We start from the raw sequence: 22,786 nt of genomic DNA, 5'->3' as shown, positions 1-22,786 counted from the left end.
GCGATTGCGCAGATGCGAAAACGCAGTTGCGGGATCGAGTAAAAACTGGCTAAATAATAAGCACAATCAGAGGGTGCTTTAAATTTGTGCATCTCATCAGCCGCGTTTTTGTCCACGCCACTCTCGGTCGGATCGGTTTCGATTCGCAACCGCGTGTTTCTGGCGCCCATGTCCGGGGTTACCGACCTGGCGTTCCGCGCACGCGCCTATGACCATGGCGCGGGGCTGGTCGTCTCTGAAATGGTGGCAAGCGGCGAGCTTGCGCGCGGCAAGGCTGAATCGGCCCGCCGCCTGCGCCGTCCGGATGTGGACGTGCACATGGTGCAGCTTGCCGGACGCGAGGCGCGCTGGATGGCGGAAGGCGCACGCATCGCCGAAGAGCGCGGCGCAGACGTGATCGACATCAATATGGGCTGCCCGGCCAAGAAGGTGACGGGCGGCTATTCCGGTTCGGCGCTGATGCGCGAACCCGATCATGCGCTGAGCCTGATCGCGGCTGTCGTGGGTGCTGTTCAGGTGCCGGTCACGGTGAAGATGCGCCTTGGCTGGGACGACAATGCGCTGAACGCGCCGGAGATTGCGCGCCGCGCCGAGGAGGCGGGCGTGGCCATGGTGACGGTGCACGGGCGCACGCGCTGCCAGTTCTACAAGGGCAGGGCCGACTGGAAGGCGATTTCGGCGGTGAAGGAAGCCGTCACGATCCCGGTGGTGGCCAATGGCGACGTGACATCGGCGGAAGATGCAGCAGGCATGCTTGCCGCTTCGGGCGCTGACGCGGTGATGGTCGGGCGCGCGCATTACGGCGCGCCATGGATCGCAGGCGCTGTTGCCTCCAATGCAGAGCGCCGCCCGGACAACCTCGCCGACTATGTGATCGACCATTACGAGGCGATGCTCTCGCTTTATGGCGCGGATCACGGCACACGGCACGCCCGCAAGCATCTCGGCTGGTACATGGACCGGCACATCACCGAGGTTTCCCCCGAAACGCGCAGGGCGATCATGACGGGGACCGATCACAGAGAGGTCAGCCGGCTCCTGCGCGACCTGTTTCGCAGACAAGAGGATCAACTGGCCGCATGAATGACAGGGGTGAACGCGCACGTATGGAAACCGGCCCGGCCAGTCTGCTTTTGAACACGTTGCGCCACCCCGTGGTGATGATCGACCGGGATGGCTTCATCGCCGAGGTGAATGCGGAGGCCGAGGATTTCTTCCGCTCCGGCGCGTCCATTCTTGCCCGAAGCCGCCTGTCGGATTTCGTTCCCTTCGGAAGCCCGCTGATCGCGCTTGTCGAACAGGTGCGCGAGCAGCGCGTGGCGATCAACGAATACCGTGTCGACATCTCGTCACCGCGCCTTGGGCCGGAGCGGCTGGTGGATATTCACGCAGCCCCGGTTTCGGAAGTGCCCGGCGCCGTTGCGCTTCTCCTGCAGGAGCGCTCCATGGCCGACAAGATCGACCGGCAGATGGTGCATCGCGGCGCGGCGCGTTCGGTGACCGGGCTGGCAGCCATGCTGGCGCATGAAATCAAGAACCCGCTTTCGGGCATTCGCGGCGCGGCGCAATTGCTCGAACACGCCGTTTCGGATGAAGACCGGGCGCTGACGCGCCTCATCACCGAGGAGACCGACCGGATCGTGGCGCTGGTCGACCGTATGGAAGTGTTTTCCGACGAACGCCCGGTGGAACGCGATCCGATCAACATTCATCTGGTGCTCGATCACGTCAAAGCCGTCGCCAAGAGCGGTTTTGCGCGCAAAGTCAGCATTTTGGAGGATTACGATCCGTCGCTGCCGCCGGTCTGGGCCAATCGCGACCAGCTGATCCAGGTCTTTCTCAATCTGGTCAAGAACGCTGCCGAAGCCATTGCCGATCAGGATGATGGCGAGATCCGGCTGACAACGGCGTTTCGTCCGGGCATCCGGCTTTCGGTTCCCGGCTCGCCGGATCGCGTGGCGCTTCCGCTGGAGTTTTGCGTCTACGACAACGGGCCGGGCATCCCCGAGGATCTGCGGCAGATCATCTTCGATCCCTTCGTCACCTCCAAGCAAAACGGGTCTGGCCTCGGGCTTGCGCTGGTCGCCAAGATCGTGGGCGCGCATGGCGGGGTGATCGAATGCGAATCTTCCGGCCAGCGTGGAACCGTGTTCCGCATCCTGATGCCGGCCTGGCGCGAGGCGCGCCATCCGGCCCCCCGGCCAAACCCTGTGAAGACTGAAATGGAGGGCAGGTCATGACCGGTTCCAGCATTCTCGTGGCCGATGACGACGCGGCCATCCGCACCGTGCTCAATCAGGCGCTGTCGCGCGCCGGCCACGATGTGCGCGTCACGTCCAATGTAGAGACGCTCTGGCGCTGGGTTTCGGGCGGCGAGGGCGATCTGGTCATCACCGATGTGGTGATGCCCGATGGCAATGCGTTCGACCTTCTGCCCCGCATCAAGAAGGTGCGGCCCGATCTGCCGGTGATCGCCATGAGCGCGCAGAACACGTTCATGACCGCGATACGCGCCTCCGAGGTCGGGGCCTATGACTATCTGCCCAAACCCTTCGATCTGACCGAACTGGTGAACATTGTCGGGCGTGCGCTGTCGGAGCCCAAGGCAAGCCAGAAGGAGCTTGCCGGTGCGGATGCTCCCGAGACGCTGCCGCTGATCGGTCGATCGGCGGCGATGCAGGAAATCTACCGGCTGCTTGCGCGCATGATGCAGACCGATTTGACGGTGATGATCAGCGGCGAGTCGGGCACCGGCAAGGAACTCGTGGCCCGCGCGCTTCACGAATATGGTCGTCGCCGCAAAGGGCCGTTTGTCGCCATCAACATGGCCGCCATCCCACGCGATCTGATCGAATCGGAGCTTTTCGGTCATGAGAAGGGTGCGTTCACGGGTGCGCAGGCGCGCTCCTTCGGCCGGTTCGAGCAGGCGGAAGGCGGCACGCTGTTTCTCGACGAAATCGGCGACATGCCGATGGAAGCGCAGACGCGCCTCCTGCGCGTCTTGCAGCAGGGCGAATACACGACCGTTGGCGGGCGCACGCCGATCCGCACCGATGTGCGCATCGTCGCCGCCACCAACAAGGATCCGCGCACGCTGATCGATCAGGGCCTGTTCCGGGAAGACCTTTTCTATCGGCTGAACGTCGTGCCGCTGCGGCTGCCGCCGCTGCGCGAACGGGCGGAAGACATCCCGGATCTGGTGCGCCACTTCTTCACCCGCGCCGAGCAGGAGGGGCTGCAGGCCAAGCGAATCAGCAATGACGGGCTCAACCGGCTGAAGAGCTATCGCTGGCCCGGCAATGTGCGTGAGCTTGAAAACCTCGTGCGCAGGCTGGCCGCGCTCTACCCACAGGACGAAATTTCGGCCGAAGTGATTGAGCAGGAGCTGCGCGCGGCAGGCGCTTTGCGCGGCAACCAGTCGGAGCCGCTGCCGGAGGAAACCACGCTGTCCCAGGCCGTCGAGCAGCATTTGCAGCGCTATTTCGCAACATTCGGTGACCAGCTGCCGCCGGCAGGGCTCTACCAGCGGGTGCTGGCTGAAGTGGAGCAACCGCTTCTGATTGCGGCGCTGACCGCGACGGGCGGCAACCAGTTGAAGGCCGCAGACCTTCTCGGCGTCAACCGGAACACCTTACGCAAGAAAATCCGCGAATATGGCGTGAACATCTATCGCGGCGCGAACTGAAGCCAGTCCGCCCGCACACCGTTTCAGGCCAGCCCTGACTTCCCGGCACGATCCCCAGTCTGCCCCAGCAATGCCGCATTGTTAGGAAATGCAACTGTTGCCAGATGGTTACAGTCGTTGCATATGTGCAACAACTAAACGCTATGCTGGAAAACGGAAGCGGGAGTGATGGTCAGCTTGTCCGAGAGTTCGCCGATGGAGCCTTTGGCTGCGGCTGCGCCCGTGAGGCGCGGGCGAACGGCTGCGTTCTATATCGGTATGACGGCGGCGATCGGCGCTGTCGTGACGGCAGGCATTTCCTTCACCGTTCTGCTTGGCCTTACCCCGATCACGCCTGATGCGACCACGACGATCCTTCTGATCGCGATCAATCTTGGCTTCATTCTGCTCCTTTTCGGCCTGATCCTCATGGAAGGCTGGCGTATCTACAAATCCCGCAAGGGACGGCGGGCAGCTTCCCGTCTGCATGTGCGCATCGTCGCCATGTTTTCGCTCGTGGCGGCGATCCCTGCCATTCTGGTGGCGGTTGTCGCATCGGTGACGCTGGATCTGGGCCTTGATCGATGGTTCGAACTCAGAACCAAGGTCATCGTCTACTCGTCTCTTTCGATTGCCGATGCCTATGTGCAGCAGAATGCCCGCAGCCTGCAGGGCACGACGGAGAGCATGGGGGTGCGGCTCGATCAGGCGCGCACGCTCTACAATCTGGACCGCTATGGTTTCCGCGATTTCCTGACCCGTCAGGCGATGCTGCGCGGTCTGGCCGTTGCCGAACTCGTGCGCGAGGACGGCTCGGTGATCATCGGCGCGCAGATGCCGGAAGACATTCCATTGCCGCGTCCAAACGAGAACGCCATCGAGGTCGCCAACAGCTCGCAGATCGCTTTCAACGAGATCGGCGGAACGAATCTTGTGACAGCGGTCTACAAGCTGCAGGAGATTCCGGACGCCTATCTCTACACAGGCGCATTGCTTGATCCCGAAGTCCTGAAGGCGCGCCAGATCGTGCGCACGAATACGGATGAGTACCGATCACTCGAGGGCAATCGCGGCAACACGCAGATCGCCTTCGCGCTGCTCTATCTGGTCGTGACGCTTGCCATCGTGCTGGCGGCCATCTGGACCGGCATCGCGGTCGCCGACCGTCTTGTGCGACCGATCCGCCAGCTCATCAGTGCGGCGGGCGCCGTTTCGACCGGCAATCTCGACGTCTCCGTGCCGGTGCGCAGTTCCGATGGCGATGTCGGGCTTCTGGGCGATACGTTCAACCAGATGACCCAGCAGCTGAAATCGCAGCGCGATGAGCTCATCACCGCAAGGGACGTCATCGACGAGCGCCGCCGGTTCACCGAGGCCGTGCTTTCGGGCGTCAGCGCCGGGGTTATCGGCGTGGAAGCCGATGGTTCGGTCGCCATGGTCAATCGCTCCGCCGAGGCGATGCTCGACATTTCAGCCGATGACGCGGTCAACAAGAACCTCTCCATGGTGCTGCCCCATGTGGGCCGCATCTTCGAGATGGGACGCAAGTCCGGTCGCGCCGTCTATCGCGAGCAGGCCACCTTCTTCCGTGGCGGCGTGGAACGCACCTTCAACATACAGATCACCACGGAGGAGGGCGTCAACGAGGATGACGAGCATTCCTATGTGGTCACGGTGGATGACATCACCGATCTGATGCAGGCGCAGCGCTCCATGGCGTGGGCCGATGTTGCCCGCCGCATTGCGCATGAAATCAAGAACCCGCTGACGCCGATCCAGCTTTCAGCCGAGCGTATTCGCCGCCGCTTCGGCAAGGTGATCGAGCAGGATCGCGAGATTTTCGACCAGTGCACCGACACGATCATTCGCCAGGTGGGTGATATCGGGCGCATGGTGGATGAGTTCTCGGCCTTTGCACGCATGCCAAAGCCGGACATCCAGCTTCTCGATCTGCGCGAGCCGCTGCGCGAGGCTTCCTTCCTTGTGGAGGTGGCGCGCAACGAGATCACCTTTGAACGGCAGATTTCCGACACGCCGCTGATGGGCCGTTTCGACGCGCGCCTCCTGGGGCAGGCATTCGGCAACATCATCAAGAACGCTGCCGAAGCCATCGACGCGGCTGAGCGCCAGAACGGCCAGCCGGGCGCAATCCGCATCGCGGCGCGCATGAATGGCCGGTTCATCCAGATCGAGGTGATCGACAATGGCAAGGGCCTGCCGCGCGAGAACAGGCAGCGGCTGCTCGAGCCCTACATGACCACACGCGAGAAGGGCACGGGACTTGGCCTCGCCATCGTGAAAAAGATCATCGAGGACCATGGCGGTCGCCTGGAACTCCACGACGCGCCAGACGATTTCCACGGCGGAGGTGGCGCCATGATCCGCATCATACTTCCTGCTGCCGGAGACGCCGGTAGCGCTGCTGAGACGACAAGAAGGTAGAAAATGGCTTCCGATATTCTGATCGTAGACGACGAGGAAGACATCCGCGAACTCGTTGCTGGCATTCTCAGTGACGAGGGCCATGAAACGCGCACCGCTTTCGACAGCGACAGCGCGCTTGCCTCCATCGCCGAGCGCGTGCCGCGCCTCATCCTGCTCGACATCTGGCTTCAGGGCTCCAAGCTCGACGGGCTTGCGCTTCTGGACAAGATCAAGGAACTGCATCCGCACGTTCCGGTGGTGATGATTTCCGGGCACGGCACTATTGAGACGGCCGTTTCGGCGATCAAGCGCGGCGCTTATGATTTCATCGAAAAGCCGTTCAAGACGGATCGCATGATCCTCATCTGCGAGCGCGCACTGGAGATCTCCAAGCTGAAGCGCGAGATGAGTGACCTGAAGAAGCGCAGCGGCGCATCCTTCGATCTCGTGGGTGAATCGGCGGCGCTGAACAATCTGCGCCAGACCATCGAGCGTGTCGCGCCCTCCAACAGCCGCATCATGCTGACCGGACCCTCCGGCTCCGGCAAGGAACTCGTCGCCCGCGCCATTCATGCGGCCTCGCCGCGCAATGGCGGACCGTTCGTAACGCTGAACGCCGCTGCGATCACGCCCGAGCGCATGGAAATCGAGCTTTTCGGCACCGAATCCAATGGCGGCGAGCGCAAGGTCGGCGCGCTGGAGGAGGCCCATGGCGGCGTTCTCTATCTGGATGAAGTGGCCGACATGCCGCTTGGCACGCAGAGCAAGATCCTGCGTGTGCTCGTGGACCAGCAGTTTGAGCGGGTTGGCGGAACGCGTCGCGTGAAGGTTGATGTGCGGATCATTTCCTCCACCGCGCAGAACGTCGAATCGCTGATCGCCGAAGGGCGGTTCCGCGAGGATCTGTTACACCGGCTGGCCGTGGTTCCGGTTGGCGTTCCGCCGCTTGCGGAACGGCGCGAGGACATTCCGCTTCTGGTCGATCACTTCATGCAGCAGATCGGCGAACAGGCCGGCATCAAGCCGCGTCCGCTCGGCAATGACGCCATGGCGGTTCTGCAGGCCCATAACTGGCCGGGCAATGTGCGCCAGCTGCGCAACAACATCGAACGCCTGATGATCCTGACGCGTGGCGATGGCCCGGACACGCCGATCACCGCCGATCTTCTGCCGTCCGAAATCGGCGATGTGATGCCGCGCCTGCCGACGCAGTCCGACCAGCACATCATGGCGCTGCCGCTGCGCGAGGCGCGCGAAATGTTCGAAAAGGAGTATCTGCTGGCGCAGATCAACCGCTTCGGCGGCAACATTTCGCGCACGGCGGAATTCGTCGGCATGGAGCGCTCTGCACTGCACCGCAAGCTGAAGTCGCTCGGCGTCTGATCCGCCAGGCCGCGTCCATCGCGATGGACGAGGTTTTCATGCGCCCCGAAAAGCGCTAGAGCAGTGACCCTGCAGACCGAAAGAGGTCTGCTCGAATGCAGGGAATACGTGATGAAGGTCATTATTTGCGGGGCAGGCCAGGTTGGCTTCGGTATCGCAGAGCGGTTGGCCGCCGAGCAGAACGATGTTTCCGTGATCGATACCTCGCCGGAGCTGATCCGCGCGGTTCGCGACACGCTTGATGTGCGTGGTTTCGTCGGCCATGGGGCGCATCCCGACGTTCTGGCCTCGGCCGGCGCCAGCGAAGCCGACATGATCATTGCGGTCACGCTGTTTGATGAAGTGAACATGGTCGCCTGTCAGGTGGCGCATTCGCTCTTCAACGTGCCGACCAAGATTGCGCGCATTCGCTCGCAGTCCTATCTCCAGACGCATTATATGGACCTGTTCTCGCGGGACCATCTGCCGATCGACGTGATCATCTCGCCGGAAGTCGAGGTGGGCGAGATGGTGATGCGCCGCATCGCGTTGCCGGGTGCGACGGATGTGGTGAGCTTTGCCGATGACAAGGTCTCCATGGTCGCCATCGAGTGTCTTGAGGAATGCCCGGTCATCAACACGCCGCTGGCGCAGCTCACCGAACTGTTTCCGGATCTGCCGTCGACCGTGGTTGGCGTGTCGCGTGAGGGAAAGCTCTTCATTCCCCATTCCGGCGATCAGCTCATGGCCGGCGATCTTGCCTATGTGGTCACCACCAAGGATCAGGTGCGCCGCACGCTCGGCCTGTTTGGCCATGAGGAGCGCGAAGCGACCCGCATCGTCATTGCCGGTGGCGGCAATATCGGCCTCTATGTCTCGCGCGCGATGGAAAAGAAGCAGAGCCGCACCAAGGTCAAGGTGATCGAGAACACGCGCGAACGCGCCGTGGCGCTCGCCGACAAGCTGCGCCGCACCGTGGTGCTGCATGGCAGCGCGCTCGACCAGAAACTGCTTCTGGAAGCCGACATCCAGCATGCCGACCTGATGGTGGCGCTGACCAATGACGATCAGGTCAACATCCTGTCGAGCGTGATCGCGAAGCGGCTTGGCTGCCGCTCCAATCTCGTTCTGATCAACAATCCGACCTATCACGACTTCGCCAAGACGCTGGGCATCGACGCGCATGTGAACCCGCGCTCGGTGACCATCTCGAAGGTGCTGCAGCATGTTCGGCGCGGCCGCATCCGCGCTGTCCACAACATTCAGCGGGGCGCTGCCGAAGTCATCGAGGCCGAGGCGCTTGAAACCTCGCCGCTGGTCGGCCCGCCGCTCAGCGAAGTGGAGTTTCCCGATGGCATGCGCATTGGCGCGGTCTATCGCGACGGCGCGGTCATCAAGCCGAGCGGTTCGCTCAAGATCAAGCCGAAGGACCGGGTCGTGATTTTTGCGCTGGAAAGCGCGGTGCGCCAGGTGGAACAGATGTTCCGCGTCAGCCTGGAGTTTTTCTGAGTCGCTTGAAAATTCCGCCGCACGGCGGCAAAACACTGTCTGCCTTTTCGCGCCGCCCGGGGCCTGGCGGTTGCATCCACCCAGAATGGAGAACTCGACATGCCACGCATTGCTTATGTGAACGGGCGTTATGCGAATCACAACGACGCCATGGTTCATGTGGAGGATCGCGGCTATCAGCTTGGCGATGGCGTGTACGAGGTCTGCGAGATTTCCCGGGGCTTCATCATCGACATGGAGGGCCATCTCGACCGGCTCGACCGGTCGTTGCGCGAGCTTCGCATGGACTGGCCGATCGAGCGCAAGGCGCTTGAGTTCGTCATGCGCGAGGTCATCCGCCGCAATCATGTCCACAACGGCATGGTCTATCTCCAGGTCACGCGCGGCGTTGCGCCGCGCGATCATGCGTTCCCGACCACGCCGGTGCGGTCCGCACTGGTGGTCACCGCCAAGCGCATGGACCCGGTGGCTGCGGCCAGGAAGGCCGAGAAGGGCATGACCGTCATCACCGTACCGGACAACCGCTGGGAACGCGTGGACATCAAGACCATCGGCCTTCTGCCCAACGTGCTTGCGCGCCAGACGGCGGTGGATTCGGGCGCACAGGAAGCCTGGTTCGTCGATCCCGATGGAACCGTGAAGGAGGGCGCTTCCACCAATGCCTGGATCGTGACGGCGGACGGCTCTCTGGTGACGCGGCCTGCCGATTTCGGCATTCTGCGCGGCATCACGCGGGCAACCGTCATGAAGGTCGCCGACAGTCTCGGCCTCAAGGTGGAAGAGCGCCCGTTCTCCGTGGAAGAAGCGCAGAATGCCCGCGAGGCGTTCGTGACCAGCGCCACGAGCGTGGTCATGCCGGTCGTGAACATTGACGGCAAGCCTGTGGCGAATGGTCATCCGGGCACGGTTGCAACTTCTTTGCGCGAGGCATTTTTTGAGATTGCGGAAAAAAGTCCTAGCTGTTAACCAGCGCGCATGGTGGTAGCGGCTCAGCACGACCGAAAAATACTGGCATCAATTATTCATGTAACTTCTGTCGCGGAGTTTCTTGACAGAGGCATGTGATATTTGCGCTACTGGCTGCATAAAGTGCAGCGAATGGGTGAAAGACCAAAAAATGGCGGAACGATCTCAAAACCTACAGGACCTGTTCCTGAACACCGTTCGCAAGAGCAAGAACCCTCTGACGATCTTTCTCATCAACGGTGTCAAGCTGACAGGCATTGTCACTTCATTTGATAATTTCTGCGTGCTCTTGCGCCGCGATGGCCATTCGCAGCTTGTCTACAAGCATGCGATTTCGACGATTATGCCGAGCCAGCCCGTGCAGCTTTATGACGCCGAGGAAAACAATCGGGATTCCTGATTGGACGACACAGAAAACTCCGCTGACGGAAAGCGAGAAGACGAAGGGCTGACAACGCAGCCTTTCGCCACACGCGCTCTTGTCATCACTCCGGTTCTGACCAACGAACGCCGTTCTGCCGAAGGCAGCGCGGCTTCTGCGCGTGCGCCTGAAGCACGGCATGAAGAGGCGGTCGGACTGGCCGAGGCCATCGATCTCGATATCGTTTCCGCCGATATCGTCACGGTCAACACGCCGCGCCCCGCAACACTGCTCGGAACGGGCAAGCTCGACGAGATCGCCGAGCGCGTCCACGATCTGGAGGCGGAAGTGGTGATCATCGATCATCCGCTCACGCCGGTTCAGCAGCGCAATCTCGAAAAGGCGCTGAAGGCGAAGGTGCTCGACCGCACCGGCCTTATTCTGGAAATTTTCGGACGCCGCGCACGCACCAAGGAGGGGCGGCTTCAGGTCGATCTCGCCCATCTGGAATATCAGCGCGGCCGCCTCGTGCGCAGCTGGACGCACCTTGAACGCCAGCGCGGCGGCGGCGGATTCATGGGCGGTCCCGGTGAAACCCAGATCGAGGCCGACAGACGTCAGCTTCAGGAGCGCATCACAAGGCTCAAGAAAGAGCTGGAGCATGTGCGCCGCACGCGCGATCTGCACCGCTCGAAGCGCCGCAAGGTGCCGTTCCCCATCGTCGCCATTGTCGGTTACACCAATGCAGGAAAGTCGACCCTGTTCAACCGCCTGACCGGTGCGAGCGTGATGGCGGAAGACATGCTCTTCGCCACGCTTGATCCGACATTGCGGCGCGTCACACTTCCGCACGGCACGATCATCATCCTTTCCGATACGGTGGGCTTCATCTCTGACCTGCCGACGCATCTCGTCGCCGCGTTCCGCGCAACGCTCGAAGAAGTGGTCGAGGCCGATCTCGTCGTGCATCTGCGCGACATTTCCGACCCCGACACCACGGCTCAGGCAACCGATGTGGCCGCAATCCTCGGCGATCTGGGTGTTGACGCCTCGGACCGCACACGGGTTCTGGAAGTGTGGAACAAGGTCGACAACCTGGACGCCGAACAGCGCCGCGCGCTGCTTGAGGGCATGCGCGCAAGCGATGCGCCGCTCGCCATTTCCGCCATAACGGGTGAGGGCGTTCCCGAACTGCTCGACCTGATCGAAGAGCATATCTCGGGTGCTGTCGCGCCGATGACGGTCGATCTCGCCCCGCATCAGATGTCGCTGATCGACTGGATCTATCGAAATGGCGATGTGACCGGGCGTACGGACAATGACGATGGCAGCATCACGTTGACCGTGCGCGTGACGCAGACGGCGCGCGCTGAAATCCAGGAGCGTCTTGCCGGCAGCAGGTAAAGCTGCCGGCAGCCACGCCTATTTCGCTTCGGTCTTGGCCCGCTGCCAGAGCGTTTCCATCTCTTCGAGGCCGGATTCGTCGAGCGAACGGCCGGCCTTTTTGAGTTCACGCTCCACAAAGTCGAACCGCCGACGGAATTTGTCATTCGTGCCGGCAAGGGCTGCCTCGGGGTCATGCCCCAGATGGCGGCCCAGATTGACTACGGCGAACAGAAGGTCGCCATATTCCTCGGCCGCATGGGCGTCGTCGCCTTCGGCAAGCGCTTCGCGCAATTCGCCGATCTCTTCCTCGATCTTGTCGAGAACCGGCCCGGCTTCGCCCCAGTCGAACCCGACGCGCGCAGCGCGTGACTGCAGCTTGTGGGCGCGCATGAGCGCGGGCAGGGCGCGCGGCACCTCGTCCAGATAGGCGATTGTCTCGTCGGGGGCGCCGCTCTGCAGGCGGCGGGCAAGGCGTTCGGCCTTTTCCTGCGCCTTGATCTCGTCCCACATGCCCTTGGCCATGCCGCGGCCGCGGGCCTCGGCGTCGCCGAACACATGGGGATGGCGGCGAATCATCTTTTTCGTGATCGCTTCCACCACGTCACCGAAATCGAATTGCTGATCCTCTTCGGCAATGCGGGCATGGAAAACCACCTGCAGAAGCAGGTCGCCCAGCTCGTCGCGCAGATCGTCGATGTCGCCGCGCTCGATCGCGTCGGCGACCTCATAGGCCTCTTCAATCGTATAGGGCGCGATGGTCGAGAAATCCTGCTCCACATCCCAGGGGCAACCCGTTTCCGGATTGCGCAGGGCGCGCATGATTTCAAGCAGTCTGGCGATGTCCTTGGACGGTTGCATCCGGCCTGTTCCTTTCTGCTCTGTCACGCCTGAATCAGCCAATGGTGCGCTCGAGAAGGCCGAGCCAGTTGCGCCAGGCGATCTTTTCGACCAGTTCGCGCCCATAGCCATGGGCTTCCATTGCGTTCAGCAGATTTGGAAGGCCGGCTGCGTCGCCAATCGCCTGCGGCATCAGCGCGCCGTCGAAATCGGAGCCGAACGCCACGCCATCCTCGCCAAGCGCCTCAAGCAGCGCATCCAGATGGCGCAGCATCACTTCGAGATCGGTGTCCGCGTTGGACTGGCCGTCGGGGCGCAGGAAACCGGCCGCGAAATTGAGGCCGACCAGACCGCCCGTCTCGCGAATGGCGTCAAGCTGCCAGGCGGTGAGATTGCGCGACTGCTCGCTGATGGCGTGGACATTGGAATGGCTTGCAACCAGCGGCGCATCGCTGATGGCCTGCACATCGCGGAACCCCTTCTCATTCAGGTGCGACAGGTCGACCATGATCTTGAGCGCATTGCACTTGCGCACCAGAGCCTTGCCGGCATCGGTGAGCCCGTCGCCAATGTCGGGCGAGGAGGGGAAGCGGAACGGCACGCCGTGACCGAAAATGTTGGACCGGCTCCACACCGGGCCGATGGAGCGCAGGCCTGCGCCATAAAGAACATCGATGAGGTCGAGATCGGGGCCGATCGCCTCCGCACCCTCGATGTGAAACACCGCCGCGAGCGCACCGACAGCCATGGCGCTGCGAATATCGCCGGAGGAGCGGCACACGGCAAAGCGTCCCTGCGCGGCGCGTTCAAGCCGCATCAGAATGGCGGCCATGGCGAGCGTCGAGCTCAGCGCGTCGGCCTGCGAGAGCTGCGGAAACGCGCCGTCTTCCGGACGGATACGCTTTCCGTTCGGTCCGCGCTCGGCAATCGGCGGCGGGAAGATGGCGAAGAGACCGCCGGCAAGTCCGCCCTTGCGGGCGCGCGGCAGGTCGATATGGCCTTCGGTCGTTCCGTCCAGAAAGGACTGCTCGGCATTGGACTGGCCACTCTCATAGAGGCGCAGGAGCGCATCGTTGTGACCGTCGAAAACGGGAATGATATCTGATGGCATGAATGACTTCGCTTCTTGATCCGGCCGACCCGACTGGTCTGCACGCGTCCTTTCTAGGCAAGCGCGCAGCAGGACGCAAATCCCGCGAAAGCGCATGGCCGAAATGCGCGAGGCATGCAGCTATGGGTGCGGCGGGGCAAACGGTCGAGCCTGGCGAGAAACCGGTTCGCAGCGTGCGGAATAAGTTGACGCGCGACGGGGCCGGACTGTACAAGCGCCCGGAAAGTTCCGGAGGGATGGCCGAGCGGTTGAAGGCACCGGTCTTGAAAACCGGCAGGCGGGTGACCGTCTCGTGGGTTCGAATCCCACTCCCTCCGCCAACCTTACCTGCATTCTCCCAAATACCGTTGACCGCCGTGAGCCACCGCATTGTACGGAACGGTTGCAGATTTCTCTGTATATGTCTGTTTCATACCCTGCATAAACTGGAGCATCGACTTGCGGTTCTGCGCGTGGCAATGCTTGCCGAAGGGTGAAGAAGCGACCGCCTGTCGAAACGAGGTTTCGCGAAACAGGGGAAGAGTGCGGGAAATCTGAATCACATGCGCGAAACGCAGCCCCTATTTCGCCGCCTCTTTCCTGCGGCCATTGCGACATCCATCTTCGCGGCGCTGGCCCATGCGGTTCTCGTGGGAATAGCGGCCCGTTCGATTGGTCTGGAACTCGCCTATATCGCTGCCGTCACTTTCGTTGTGGCGCTGGTTGTTGCGCTGGTGGGCGGGGCGGTTCTGCTCGCCGTTGTTGCTGCGCTCAAGCTGAAACCAGTCTCGTCGCTGCTGCTGTTTCTGATTGTCATTCAGGCCATCGCAATCAGGCTGGAGATGTATCTCTTTGAAGGCAGTTTCAGCGATATATCCTGGCAGTATGGCCTCATATCCGTCCCGGCTTCTGTGATCGCGTGGCATCAATCCGTCTATTGCGCATACAGAGAGCGCTAAGGGAGGTGCACGGCCCAACTCTCTGTCTCACCAACAACAGACTTTCCGTACATAAGTGTTGCCAAAAGTCATGAAGCTATCGTCGGGAATGGCGCCTCGTGCTTTCATTTCCTTGACCAGAGTTCTCGCAACATCCGGTTCGAAGGTGTCACGCAGAGTTATGGCAAACCAGCCATTTGTCGCCAGATAGGCGGAGACGGGAATGGAAGATGAGCGGACATAGGCGTTCGCGGTCTCCATATCAGCGAAACTTTTCACCTGAATGTGGCGGTGCCCGAAAGGGCCGCTCTCGAACTGGTCCACATAAACCCATGTGTGGTGAAGGTATCCCGAGTAACCTCGCACCCTGACACGATACCATCGCTCCACATTGCCGAGAATCTGCAGCGCAGTGCCATTGTGCAATGTCGCCAGATTCGGCGCTTTTCCGTCCGCATTTGATTTCAAGGGCACTTCACCCTTTGGATGGCGAACAAGCCCCGTCCTTGCTGTGGGAATAGTTAGCAAATCTGCAGGTCCTGCCGGGGCGCTCGGTGATCTGGCAACTTCCGGGCTGGGTGCGGTCGGCGGGGTGTATTGAGGTGAGGGGCTCTCTGTGGGGATGTCTCCTGCGTGGGTGACGACCTTGAACTGCTGCATCTCGCTGCCTGAAAGGTAGCGCATGTCACTGGCGTCGTAGCGCAGTGAAAGCTGCAAAAGACCGGGATCAGCACCCATGCTGTACATGTAGCTCATGACTTCGGCCGTCATCGCCTGAACGCTGGACACTGCATCATCCGCCGACATCTGGTGACCGTCTGCAAAGGAAGCCCGATGCACGCCGATCGATCCGGGCAGAGCAATGCGAACCACACCCCCAAGAAATGCAAGAGCACAGGCCGAGGCACATTCGAGTTCACGAAACTGGAGTGTGTTGAGCTCGAAAGCACGGATCAGTCGGCCCAGTTCAATGGCCTTTATGACGTTTCCACCCGGGGAATTGAACGTCACCACGGTCGGGTTTGCTGCGCGAACTGCGGCAGTGAACTCCGATAGATCATCGCCTTTGGTGAAAGAACCGTGAACAACCAGATAGCTGAGACCATCTTCCGTTCGCCCCGGCTCATATGACAGATCACAGCGGGCAGCTACGCTGAAGCTCAGTAGCAATGCAGCTGTAAAAACAATACGCAGATACCATTTATACGTCATGACACACCCCGCCCGCCGACAAGATTAGCGGCAGGTCGTTGGCCTGTCGATTGTATCCGAGCAACATGCTGAACGGTCGGGTAAGCAGTTTGGTGCTGGAGCAAGGCGGGGGCATCTGCGGCTCCTTCTGCGTCGCCAAAGCCCAAGGTTCCAGCACGCAGGATCCCCAAAGTTATGCTATCCGTCAGCGCAGGAAGCGAACCGAGCCTCATTCCACACGGAGCCCAACCATGGAAACCCAGCAACTGCATCGTGGCCGGCTCATTGACCACATCCAGCTCGTCGTGCGCGATCTTGAGGCAAGCCATGCCTTTTACGCGGCCGTTCTGGAGGTGCTCGACATTCCGATCATCGGCACGAATGCCGATTTCTTCTTCGCTGACGAACTGGTGGTGTCTTCGGCGGACAGCCCCGCAGCGCTCGGCGTGTTGACGGGGCGTCATCACCTGGCTTTTCAGGCAAGGGACCGCGCCATGGTGGATGCCTGCTATCAGGCCGCGATGGCGCATGGCGGACGCGACAACGGTGCGCCCGGCGAAAGGACGTATCATCCCGGCTACTACGCCGCATTCGTGCTCGATCCGGATGGCAACAACATCGAATTCGTGTTCCACGGCGAGGCAGAGCGCAGTGCGCCATCGGTGGTGATCGAATTCTAGCGCTGCGCTGGCTCACCGCGCGATGCGGCGATTCGAATGTGCCCCGAAACCGCGCCCGCACAGCAGATCGGCGTTGCCGGATGCACGCGGGGTTTACATTTGAAACCGTGTCAGTCTAATAACACACGCAATGGTAGTAATGTTTTGGCAAAAATTCGAAATTCTGCCGTTTTGCTGCCATAAATGATTTACAACTTGCTAATGCATTTCAGCTAGGGGTGCGGAGGGCATCCTGAGTTGTAGAAACCGGAACGCCTTGTTTCTGCATTTTTTGACGAGTGGGGATATCTCGCGACCATGAACGGGATTTCGATGTCCGGGGGAGACGCGGACGCATGAGCTTTCAGATTGTTGTGCACCGCATTGCGGTTCGCCGCCTGTCGTCCGCCATTGCCTTTGCAGCCTGTGCCGCATTGCTTTCGGCGTGCTCGTCCACGACCCCGAAGGTCGCTGTCAACAAGACCAAGTCCAAGGAATATTTCGCCGAGTCCGAATACGGCGTTCAGGCAAGCCCGCGCGTTTCCATGAAAAGCTCCAACCTGAAGCGCGGCGGTGGCCGCCGTCAGGTGGGCAAGCCCTATCAGATCAAGGGCAAGTGGTATCATCCCAAGGAAGACCCCGACTATGAAAAGGTCGGCGCGGCTTCCTGGTATGGCGACGCCTTTCATGGCCGGCTCACGGCCAATGGCGAAACCTATGACATGACGCATCTTTCTGCGGCGCATCCGACCATGCCGCTGCCCAGCTATGCGCGCGTCACCAATGTCGACAATGGCAGCTCCGTTCTGGTCCGCGTCAACGATCGCGGTCCCTTCGCGCACAACCGCATCATCGATCTGTCGAAGCGTGCGGCCCAGCTGCTCGATTACCAGAGCGCCGGCGTGGCAAAGGTGAAGGTCGAATATGTCGGCCCGGCGCCGCTCGAAGGACGCGACGACGAATATCTCATGGCGTCCTACCGTCCGGGCGGCGCAGCACCTGATCCATCCGACGGTCTGCCGACCGGCGTGATGATCGCGATGAACGGCTCCACGCCGACGGCGACGCTTCCAGGCGTCAAGGCGCGCGACGCATTTGCGAGCCAGCCGGGCCTGACGCCGCAGCAGCCGATTGCCGCGTCTTCCGGCTCCTTCACCCTGCCAACCTCCGGTCCGCTGGTTCCCGACCGCCCGGATTCACTGCCGATGGACGGCGTCGAGCGTGACGTGGCGTTCCTCTCTTATGCCGATCAGCGCGTGAGCGCGGCTGCTGGCGCGTTTGACAATGTGCTGCGCAGCGATCTGCAGTCGCAGGACGTGGCGCGCTGGTGGCGGCAGAAGCAGCCCGGCGCAGCCGGGCAGGGCGCTTCGGACGAGCTGGCCTTCGTGAATGTCGGCACCTGGCAGTCTGAGGCCGAGGCCAAGGCGCAGGCAGAGAAGCTCGCGGGCTTTGGTCAGCTGAAGTTCGAAACCGTTTCGGATGATGCCGGCACGCTCTACTATACGCTCGCCGTCACGCCGCAGGATCAGAGCTCCATCGACCAGGTGCTGCAGGCCGCCTGGAATGCAGGCGCAGCCGACGCTTTCATCGTCCGCTGAATGATCGGGGCGCCGGCGCGGCGCCCCCGGCCCATAACCATTTCGTCAAATTTGTATTACCGCGGTTGATCCCGCCGGCTGAGCAGCGCTAGAGTCTCCCTGGTGGGGTTCTGGTATGGTGCATGGTCGGTGTTCTCTACGCTCAATAAATCGCTTGTTTTCGCCTTCTGTCTTCTGTTTCTCGGGTCGCAGGCGGCATTCGCCCAATTGTTCGAAACCCGGGCCAGACAGGCCTTTCTGATCGATGCGGACACGGGCACGGTCCTCTTCTCCAAGAACCCGGACGAGAAAATACCCCCGGCTTCGCTCGCCAAGCTGATGACGATGGAAGTCGTCTTCAACGCCATCAAGAGCGGACGGCTTTCGATGAGCGATGCGTTCTATGTGAGCGAACACGCCTGGCGCACGGGCGGGGCCGTTTCGGGCACGTCGACCATGTTCGCCGAGATCAAATCCTCCGTGCCGCTCGAGGCGCTGATCCAGGGCGTGATCGTCCAGTCGGCCAATGATGGCTGCATCATCATCGCGGAAGGCATGGCGGGGTCCGAAGAGAATTTCGCGCGTCTGATGACCGAGCGCGCCCACAAGATCGGCTTGACGGATTCGGTGTTCGTGAATTCGAGCGGGCTGCCCGCCGAAGGTCAGCATGTCACCATGCGCGATCTGGTGACGCTCGCCACCCATCTTTGGCGGGAATATCCGGAATTCTACAAATATTACGCGCAGGAATCCTTCACCTGGAACAAGATCCTGCAGCGCAACCGCAACCCGCTCCTGCGCATGGATATTGGCGCGGACGGGCTGAAAACCGGTTTTACGGAAGCCTCGGGCTACGCCATCGTCGGTTCAGTCAGCCGCAATGGCCGCCGGCTTTTCATGGCGATGAGCGGGCTTGAGACCGAGAGCGAGCGGGCCGAAGAAGCGCGCAAGATGCTGGACTGGGGCGTGCGGGCGTTCGAGCGCATGGATATCTTCGACGAAGGTGAAACCATCGGCAACGTCTCCGTATTTGGCGGAGCCAAGGGCGAGCTTGCGGTGCGCGCGAAGGGGCCTGTGGCCATCTTCCGCCCCATCACCAATGCCGACAGCCTGCGTGCGCGCATCGTCTATCAGGGGCCGATCCCGGCTCCGGTGGAAGAGGGGCAGCGCATCGGCACACTCAAGGTCTGGATCGGCGACACGCTCAGCCAGGAAACGCCGCTCTATGCGGCCGAAAGCATTGCCGTGGGTGGGCTGCCGGACCGCGCGCTGGATGCCGTCGGCGAGCTTCTGACCGGCTGGATGCGCCGGTATCGCTCCTGAGCGCGGCGACGTATCACCCGTCCGCCATCCACAAAGCCTGTCGCAATGTCAGTTCAGCATGGACCTGCGGGAAACGAGCGCCTAAGTAGGAGCGTGTTCGGCAATGGAGCCGGCAGGCGCTTACTGAAAGGATTGAGGTCTCTTGTCTCGCGGTTTCTTCATTACATTCGAGGGAGGCGAGGGGGCCGGAAAATCGACGCAGATCGAAGGACTTGCGGCCAGCCTGCGTGAAGCGGGGCACGACGTCATCGTCACGCGCGAGCCGGGTGGTTCTGCGGGCGCCGAAGCCGTTCGCCACGTTCTCCTGTCGGGCGCTGCCGAGCCTTTCGGCGCGGCCATGGAGGCAGTCCTTTTCGCTGCGGCGCGTTCAGACCATGTGGAGCAGGTGATCCGGCCAGCCATCGCGCGCGGCGCGGTTGTTCTTTGCGACCGGTTTCTGGATTCTTCGCGTGTCTATCAGGGCGTGACCGGCAATCTGGACGCCGACTTCATGGCCAATCTCGAACGCGTGACGGTCAACGGCATGAAGCCGGATCTGACGCTCATTCTCGACATCGATCCCGAAGAGGGGTTGCGCCGGGCAACCGCGCGGCGTGGCGACGATACGCCCGACCGTTTCGAGAAGGAAACGCTATCGATCCACCGCCGCCGCAGAAAGGCGTTTCTGGAAATCGCCAAGGCCGAACCGCAGCGCTGCGTGGTCATCGATGCGGACGCCGATCCGGAGAAGGTTGCAGCAACCATCCTGCGCACTGTCAGTCTCGCGATGGCCGAAGCCCAGTCGTCTGGCAAAAGGAGCAAGGCGTAATGTTCGAACGCACCGCGCCTGAACGCTTCGACAGTCTGCCGGATATTCCCGAGCCGTCGGAGAACCCCATACTCGTCGGCCATGAGCGCGCTGCAGAAATGCTTGCAGGGGCCTACCGCGCCGGCAAACTGCATCACGGCCTTCTGTTCGCTGGTCCGCCCGGCATCGGCAAGGCGACGCTCGCCTTTCATCTGGCCAACCATCTTTTTTCGAACCCGCAGCCGGAGACCGCGCCACCGCGCTTTTCGCCGCCCGATCCCACCGGACAGGTGTTTCGGCTGGTGGCGCAGGATGCGCATCCGTCTCTGCTCCATCTGACGCGTCCCTTCGTTGAGCGCGACAAGAAGTTCAAGACGGTGATCACGGTGGACGAGATCCGCAGGATCCATCGCTTCCTTTCGCTGACGCCGCATGATGGCGGCTACCGCGTGGTGATTGTCGATCCCGCCGACGATCTGAACATCAGCGCCGCCAACGCCCTGCTCAAGAGCCTGGAGGAGCCGCCGCCGCGCACGCTCTTCGTGCTGATCACGCATTCGCTCGGACGGCTCCTGCCCACCATCCGTTCGCGCTGCCAGATCGTGCGTCTTCAGCCTCTGGAAACGCCGGAGCTTGCCGGGCTTCTGCGCCGTCTTGGCGCTGATGGAGGTGGCAGCGATGAGGAGATCGCGGCGCGCGCGCAGGGCAGTGTGCGCAATGCGATCCTGTTGTCGCAGTTCGGCGGTGCGGAAATCGCCGATGTGCTGCAAAAGCTCGCTACGGGGCGCAATTTCGATGCGGCCGAAGCGCTGAAGCTTGGTGACGCGGTCAACGGGCGTGACCGCGACGTGCAGTTCTCGATCTTCAACCGCACTGTCCTTGACATGATCAACGAGCGCGCCGTGGCGCTTGCTGCGGCCGGTGATGCGCGTGGCGCTGCCGCCGCTGCCGATCTCTGGGACGATGTCACAACCACAATTCGCGACGCCGAGACCTACAATCTCGACCGAAAACAGCATGCCGCCGGGCTCGCCGCGAAGCTTAATGCCGCATTCAATGCCTGAAGCGGCCGCTTGGGCTGGCATGCACCTCGCCGATGCGCTATCTGGGCGTCATCAAACAATGCATTCTCTGGACTCTCTGCCAAATGGCCCGCGATAGCTTTTACATCACGACTCCCATTTTCTACCCGAATGGCAAGCCGCATATCGGTCACGCCTATACCGTGATCGCGACCGACGCGATGGCGCGGTTTCAGCGTCTCGACGGCAAGAATGTCTTCTTCCTGTCGGGCACGGATGAGCACGGGCTGAAGATGCAGCAGACCGCCGAAAAGGAAGGCATCACCGCGCAGGAACTCGCCGACCGCAACTCGGCCGTGTTCCGCGAGATGATCGCCGCAATGGGCGGCTCCAATGATGGCTTCATCCGCACGACCGAAGAGCGCCATCACCGCGCCTGTCAGGCTATCTGGAAGAAGATGGCAGACAATGGCGACATCTATCTCGACAGCTACAAGGGCTGGTACTCCGTCCGTCAGGAAGCCTATTTCGACGAAAGCGAAACGACCGTCGGTGAAGATGGCGTTCGCCGCGAGCCGCTCGGCTCGCCGGTCGAATGGAACGAGGAAGAGACCTATTTCTTCCGCCTGTCCGCCTATCAGGACAAGCTCCTGGCGCATTATGAAGCCAATCCGGAATTCATCGGCCCGTCCGAGCGCCGCAACGAGGTGATGAGCTTCGTTCGCTCCGGCCTCAAGGACCTGTCGATCTCGCGCTCCACGTTCAACTGGGGCGTTCCGGTGCCGGGCGACGAGAAGCACGTGATGTATGTGTGGGTGGATGCGCTCACCAACTACATCACCGCTGCGGGCTATCCGGACACGGATGCCGATAGCTGGTCCTACTGGCCGGCCGATGTGCACATGATCGGCAAGGACATTGTGCGCTTCCATGCGGTCTATTGGCCGGCATTCCTGATGTCGGCTGGCATCGAGCTGCCCAAGCGCGTTTTTGCGCATGGCTTCCTGTTCAACCGCGGTGAGAAAATGTCGAAATCGGTCGGCAATGTCGTCGATCCGTTCACGCTGGTGGAGCATTACGGCCTCGACGCCGTGCGCTATTTCTTCCTGCGCGAGGTTCCGTTCGGTCAGGACGGCAGCTACAGCCATGATGCGATCGTGAACCGCACCAATGCCGATCTTGCAAACGATCTGGGCAATCTCGCCCAGCGTTCGCTTTCCATGATCGCGAAGAACTGCGACGGCAAGGTTCCTGAAAAGGGCGCGCTCGGCGAAGCCGATCTGGCCATTCTCGCCAGCGCCGACGAGGCACTCGCCACTGCACGCACGGCGATGAGCACGCAGGCGCTTCATCAGGCTCTGGGCGCAATCTTCGGCGTTGTTGCCGAGGCGAACCGCTATTTTGCGGGGCAGGAGCCCTGGGCGCTTAAGAAGACCGATCCTGCGCGCATGCATTCGGTGCTCTACACGACCGCCGAGCTGGTGCGTCGCGTGGCGATCCTCTGCCAGCCCTACATTCCGGGCTCCGCCGAAAAGCTGCTCGACCTTCTGGCCGTTCCGGCGGATGCACGCTCCTTCGCGCATCTTTCGGATGAAAACGCGCTCGTTTCCGGCAGTGAACTGCCCGCGCCGCAGCCGGTCTTCCCGCGTTATGTGGAGCCGAAGCCGGAGAGCGAGGGAGCCTGACGCCA

At 61.7% G+C, this 22,786-nt stretch carries 19 protein-coding genes and 1 tRNA gene; 17 read left to right on the top strand and 3 right to left on the bottom strand.

Features of this window, described 5'->3' with window-relative positions:
- Positions 1 to 168 precede the first annotated feature (168 nt).
- The 9 genes from dusB (at position 169) to hflX (ending at position 11,690) form a co-directional block, all read left to right on the top strand.
- Positions 169 to 1,083 carry a tRNA dihydrouridine synthase DusB gene (dusB, locus tag NDI72_RS16325; protein ID WP_502888420.1) on the top strand — a complete coding sequence of 305 codons (915 nt, stop codon included), beginning with the start codon at positions 169 to 171 and terminating at the stop codon, positions 1,081 to 1,083.
- Positions 1,080 to 2,240 (top strand): two-component system sensor histidine kinase NtrB, encoded by a 1,161-nt coding sequence (locus tag NDI72_RS16320; RefSeq protein ID WP_113155177.1) that lies wholly within the window; start codon positions 1,080 to 1,082, stop codon positions 2,238 to 2,240. Before dusB ends, NDI72_RS16320 begins: the two co-directional genes overlap by 4 nt.
- Entirely contained in the window at positions 2,237 to 3,685 is a 1,449-nt protein-coding gene (ntrC, locus tag NDI72_RS16315) for a nitrogen regulation protein NR(I) (protein ID WP_206545324.1), read from the top strand. The genes NDI72_RS16320 and ntrC overlap by 4 nt, the downstream gene beginning before the upstream one ends.
- 168 nt (positions 3,686 to 3,853) lie before the next feature.
- Positions 3,854 to 6,106 (top strand): sensor histidine kinase NtrY-like, encoded by a 2,253-nt coding sequence (locus NDI72_RS16310; protein ID WP_283800989.1) that lies wholly within the window; start codon positions 3,854 to 3,856, stop codon positions 6,104 to 6,106.
- A 3-nt stretch (positions 6,107 to 6,109) separates the two neighbouring features.
- Positions 6,110 to 7,471, top strand: a complete 1,362-nt coding sequence (ntrX, locus tag NDI72_RS16305) for a nitrogen assimilation response regulator NtrX (RefSeq protein WP_113155180.1) — start codon at positions 6,110 to 6,112, stop codon at positions 7,469 to 7,471.
- Positions 7,472 to 7,582: 111 nt separating this feature from the next.
- Complete coding sequence (trkA, locus tag NDI72_RS16300) at positions 7,583 to 8,959, top strand: Trk system potassium transporter TrkA (RefSeq protein WP_206545323.1); 1,377 nt, start codon at positions 7,583 to 7,585, stop codon at positions 8,957 to 8,959.
- Positions 8,960 to 9,058: 99 nt separating this feature from the next.
- On the top strand, positions 9,059 to 9,925 hold the full coding sequence (locus NDI72_RS16295; protein ID WP_206545322.1) for a D-amino-acid transaminase: 867 nt from the start codon (positions 9,059 to 9,061) through the stop codon (positions 9,923 to 9,925).
- A 151-nt stretch (positions 9,926 to 10,076) separates the two neighbouring features.
- Positions 10,077 to 10,325, top strand: a complete 249-nt coding sequence (hfq, locus tag NDI72_RS16290; RefSeq protein WP_113155182.1) for an RNA chaperone Hfq — start codon at positions 10,077 to 10,079, stop codon at positions 10,323 to 10,325.
- On the top strand, positions 10,326 to 11,690 hold the full coding sequence (gene hflX / locus NDI72_RS16285; RefSeq protein ID WP_502888419.1) for a GTPase HflX: 1,365 nt from the start codon (positions 10,326 to 10,328) through the stop codon (positions 11,688 to 11,690). It abuts the gene before it with no gap.
- A gap of 18 nt (positions 11,691 to 11,708) precedes the next feature.
- Here hflX and mazG read toward each other — a convergent pair whose 3' ends face one another.
- Together mazG and NDI72_RS16275 are read right to left on the bottom strand one after the other, a co-directional pair.
- Positions 11,709 to 12,530, bottom strand: coding sequence for a nucleoside triphosphate pyrophosphohydrolase (gene mazG / locus NDI72_RS16280; RefSeq protein ID WP_283800988.1), 822 nt, complete (start codon positions 12,528 to 12,530; stop codon positions 11,709 to 11,711).
- 34 nt (positions 12,531 to 12,564) lie between these two features.
- Complete coding sequence (locus NDI72_RS16275; protein WP_283800987.1) at positions 12,565 to 13,620, bottom strand: dipeptidase; 1,056 nt, start codon at positions 13,618 to 13,620, stop codon at positions 12,565 to 12,567.
- Between the two features lie 230 nt (positions 13,621 to 13,850).
- Between NDI72_RS16275 and NDI72_RS16270 the strand changes: the two genes are divergently transcribed.
- Both NDI72_RS16270 and NDI72_RS16265 read left to right on the top strand, forming a co-directional pair.
- Positions 13,851 to 13,940, top strand: a tRNA-Ser gene (locus tag NDI72_RS16270).
- 222 nt (positions 13,941 to 14,162) lie between these two features.
- Positions 14,163 to 14,558 carry a hypothetical protein gene (locus NDI72_RS16265; protein ID WP_283800986.1) on the top strand — a complete coding sequence of 132 codons (396 nt, stop codon included), beginning with the start codon at positions 14,163 to 14,165 and terminating at the stop codon, positions 14,556 to 14,558.
- Between the two features lie 27 nt (positions 14,559 to 14,585).
- Here the strand turns inward: NDI72_RS16265 and NDI72_RS16260 are convergent, their stop codons facing one another.
- Positions 14,586 to 15,749 (bottom strand): SH3 domain-containing protein, encoded by a 1,164-nt coding sequence (locus NDI72_RS16260; protein WP_283800984.1) that lies wholly within the window; start codon positions 15,747 to 15,749, stop codon positions 14,586 to 14,588.
- Between the two features lie 230 nt (positions 15,750 to 15,979).
- Here NDI72_RS16260 and NDI72_RS16255 point away from each other — a divergent pair, with 230 nt between their 5' ends.
- From NDI72_RS16255 to metG, 6 genes are all read left to right on the top strand, one after another.
- A complete protein-coding gene (locus NDI72_RS16255; protein WP_113155187.1) occupies positions 15,980 to 16,408 on the top strand; it encodes a VOC family protein in 429 nt (142 codons plus the stop codon).
- Between the two features lie 335 nt (positions 16,409 to 16,743).
- The gene (locus NDI72_RS16250) at positions 16,744 to 17,985 is read left to right on the top strand and encodes a septal ring lytic transglycosylase RlpA family protein (RefSeq protein ID WP_283800982.1); all 1,242 of its coding nucleotides are present in this window, start codon (positions 16,744 to 16,746) and stop codon (positions 17,983 to 17,985) included.
- Positions 17,986 to 18,159: 174 nt separating this feature from the next.
- Positions 18,160 to 19,287: a D-alanyl-D-alanine carboxypeptidase family protein gene (locus NDI72_RS16245; protein WP_283801006.1), complete on the top strand. Its 1,128-nt coding sequence runs from the start codon at positions 18,160 to 18,162 to the stop codon at positions 19,285 to 19,287.
- 142 nt (positions 19,288 to 19,429) lie between these two features.
- Positions 19,430 to 20,095: a dTMP kinase gene (gene tmk / locus NDI72_RS16240; RefSeq protein WP_283800980.1), complete on the top strand. Its 666-nt coding sequence runs from the start codon at positions 19,430 to 19,432 to the stop codon at positions 20,093 to 20,095.
- The gene (locus tag NDI72_RS16235) at positions 20,095 to 21,138 is read left to right on the top strand and encodes a DNA polymerase III subunit delta' (protein ID WP_283800978.1); all 1,044 of its coding nucleotides are present in this window, start codon (positions 20,095 to 20,097) and stop codon (positions 21,136 to 21,138) included. Before tmk ends, NDI72_RS16235 begins: the two co-directional genes overlap by 1 nt.
- An 83-nt stretch (positions 21,139 to 21,221) precedes the next feature.
- Positions 21,222 to 22,781, top strand: coding sequence for a methionine--tRNA ligase (gene metG / locus NDI72_RS16230; protein WP_283800977.1), 1,560 nt, complete (start codon positions 21,222 to 21,224; stop codon positions 22,779 to 22,781).
- The last annotated feature ends 5 nt before the right edge of the window (positions 22,782 to 22,786 follow it).

The organism is Nitratireductor sp. GZWM139 (assembly GCF_030068685.1).
In the GTDB taxonomy this organism is placed as follows: Bacteria; Pseudomonadota; Alphaproteobacteria; order Rhizobiales; family Rhizobiaceae; genus Nitratireductor; species Nitratireductor aquimarinus.
This window is presented reverse-complemented; position numbering and strand designations above follow the sequence as displayed.

What these genes read in the sequence shown, in the direction of transcription:
- NDI72_RS16260 (WP_283800984.1), bottom strand. Translation starts at nt 15,749, where the DNA reads ATGACGTATAAATGGTATCTGCGTATTGTTTTTACAGCTGCATTGCTA.
- NDI72_RS16235 (WP_283800978.1), top strand. Translation starts at nt 20,095, where the DNA reads ATGTTCGAACGCACCGCGCCTGAACGCTTCGACAGTCTGCCGGATATT.
- NDI72_RS16255 (WP_113155187.1), top strand. Translation starts at nt 15,980, where the DNA reads ATGGAAACCCAGCAACTGCATCGTGGCCGGCTCATTGACCACATCCAG.
- NDI72_RS16275 (WP_283800987.1), bottom strand. Translation starts at nt 13,620, where the DNA reads ATGCCATCAGATATCATTCCCGTTTTCGACGGTCACAACGATGCGCTC.
- NDI72_RS16265 (WP_283800986.1), top strand. Translation starts at nt 14,163, where the DNA reads ATGCGCGAAACGCAGCCCCTATTTCGCCGCCTCTTTCCTGCGGCCATT.
- trkA (WP_206545323.1), top strand. Translation starts at nt 7,583, where the DNA reads ATGAAGGTCATTATTTGCGGGGCAGGCCAGGTTGGCTTCGGTATCGCA.
- NDI72_RS16250 (WP_283800982.1), top strand. Translation starts at nt 16,744, where the DNA reads ATGAGCTTTCAGATTGTTGTGCACCGCATTGCGGTTCGCCGCCTGTCG.
- hfq (WP_113155182.1), top strand. Translation starts at nt 10,077, where the DNA reads ATGGCGGAACGATCTCAAAACCTACAGGACCTGTTCCTGAACACCGTT.
- mazG (WP_283800988.1), bottom strand. Translation starts at nt 12,530, where the DNA reads ATGCAACCGTCCAAGGACATCGCCAGACTGCTTGAAATCATGCGCGCC.
- dusB (WP_502888420.1), top strand. Translation starts at nt 169, where the DNA reads ATGTCCGGGGTTACCGACCTGGCGTTCCGCGCACGCGCCTATGACCAT.
- NDI72_RS16320 (WP_113155177.1), top strand. Translation starts at nt 1,080, where the DNA reads ATGAATGACAGGGGTGAACGCGCACGTATGGAAACCGGCCCGGCCAGT.
- NDI72_RS16295 (WP_206545322.1), top strand. Translation starts at nt 9,059, where the DNA reads ATGCCACGCATTGCTTATGTGAACGGGCGTTATGCGAATCACAACGAC.
- metG (WP_283800977.1), top strand. Translation starts at nt 21,222, where the DNA reads ATGGCCCGCGATAGCTTTTACATCACGACTCCCATTTTCTACCCGAAT.
- ntrX (WP_113155180.1), top strand. Translation starts at nt 6,110, where the DNA reads ATGGCTTCCGATATTCTGATCGTAGACGACGAGGAAGACATCCGCGAA.
- ntrC (WP_206545324.1), top strand. Translation starts at nt 2,237, where the DNA reads ATGACCGGTTCCAGCATTCTCGTGGCCGATGACGACGCGGCCATCCGC.
- NDI72_RS16310 (WP_283800989.1), top strand. Translation starts at nt 3,854, where the DNA reads ATGGTCAGCTTGTCCGAGAGTTCGCCGATGGAGCCTTTGGCTGCGGCT.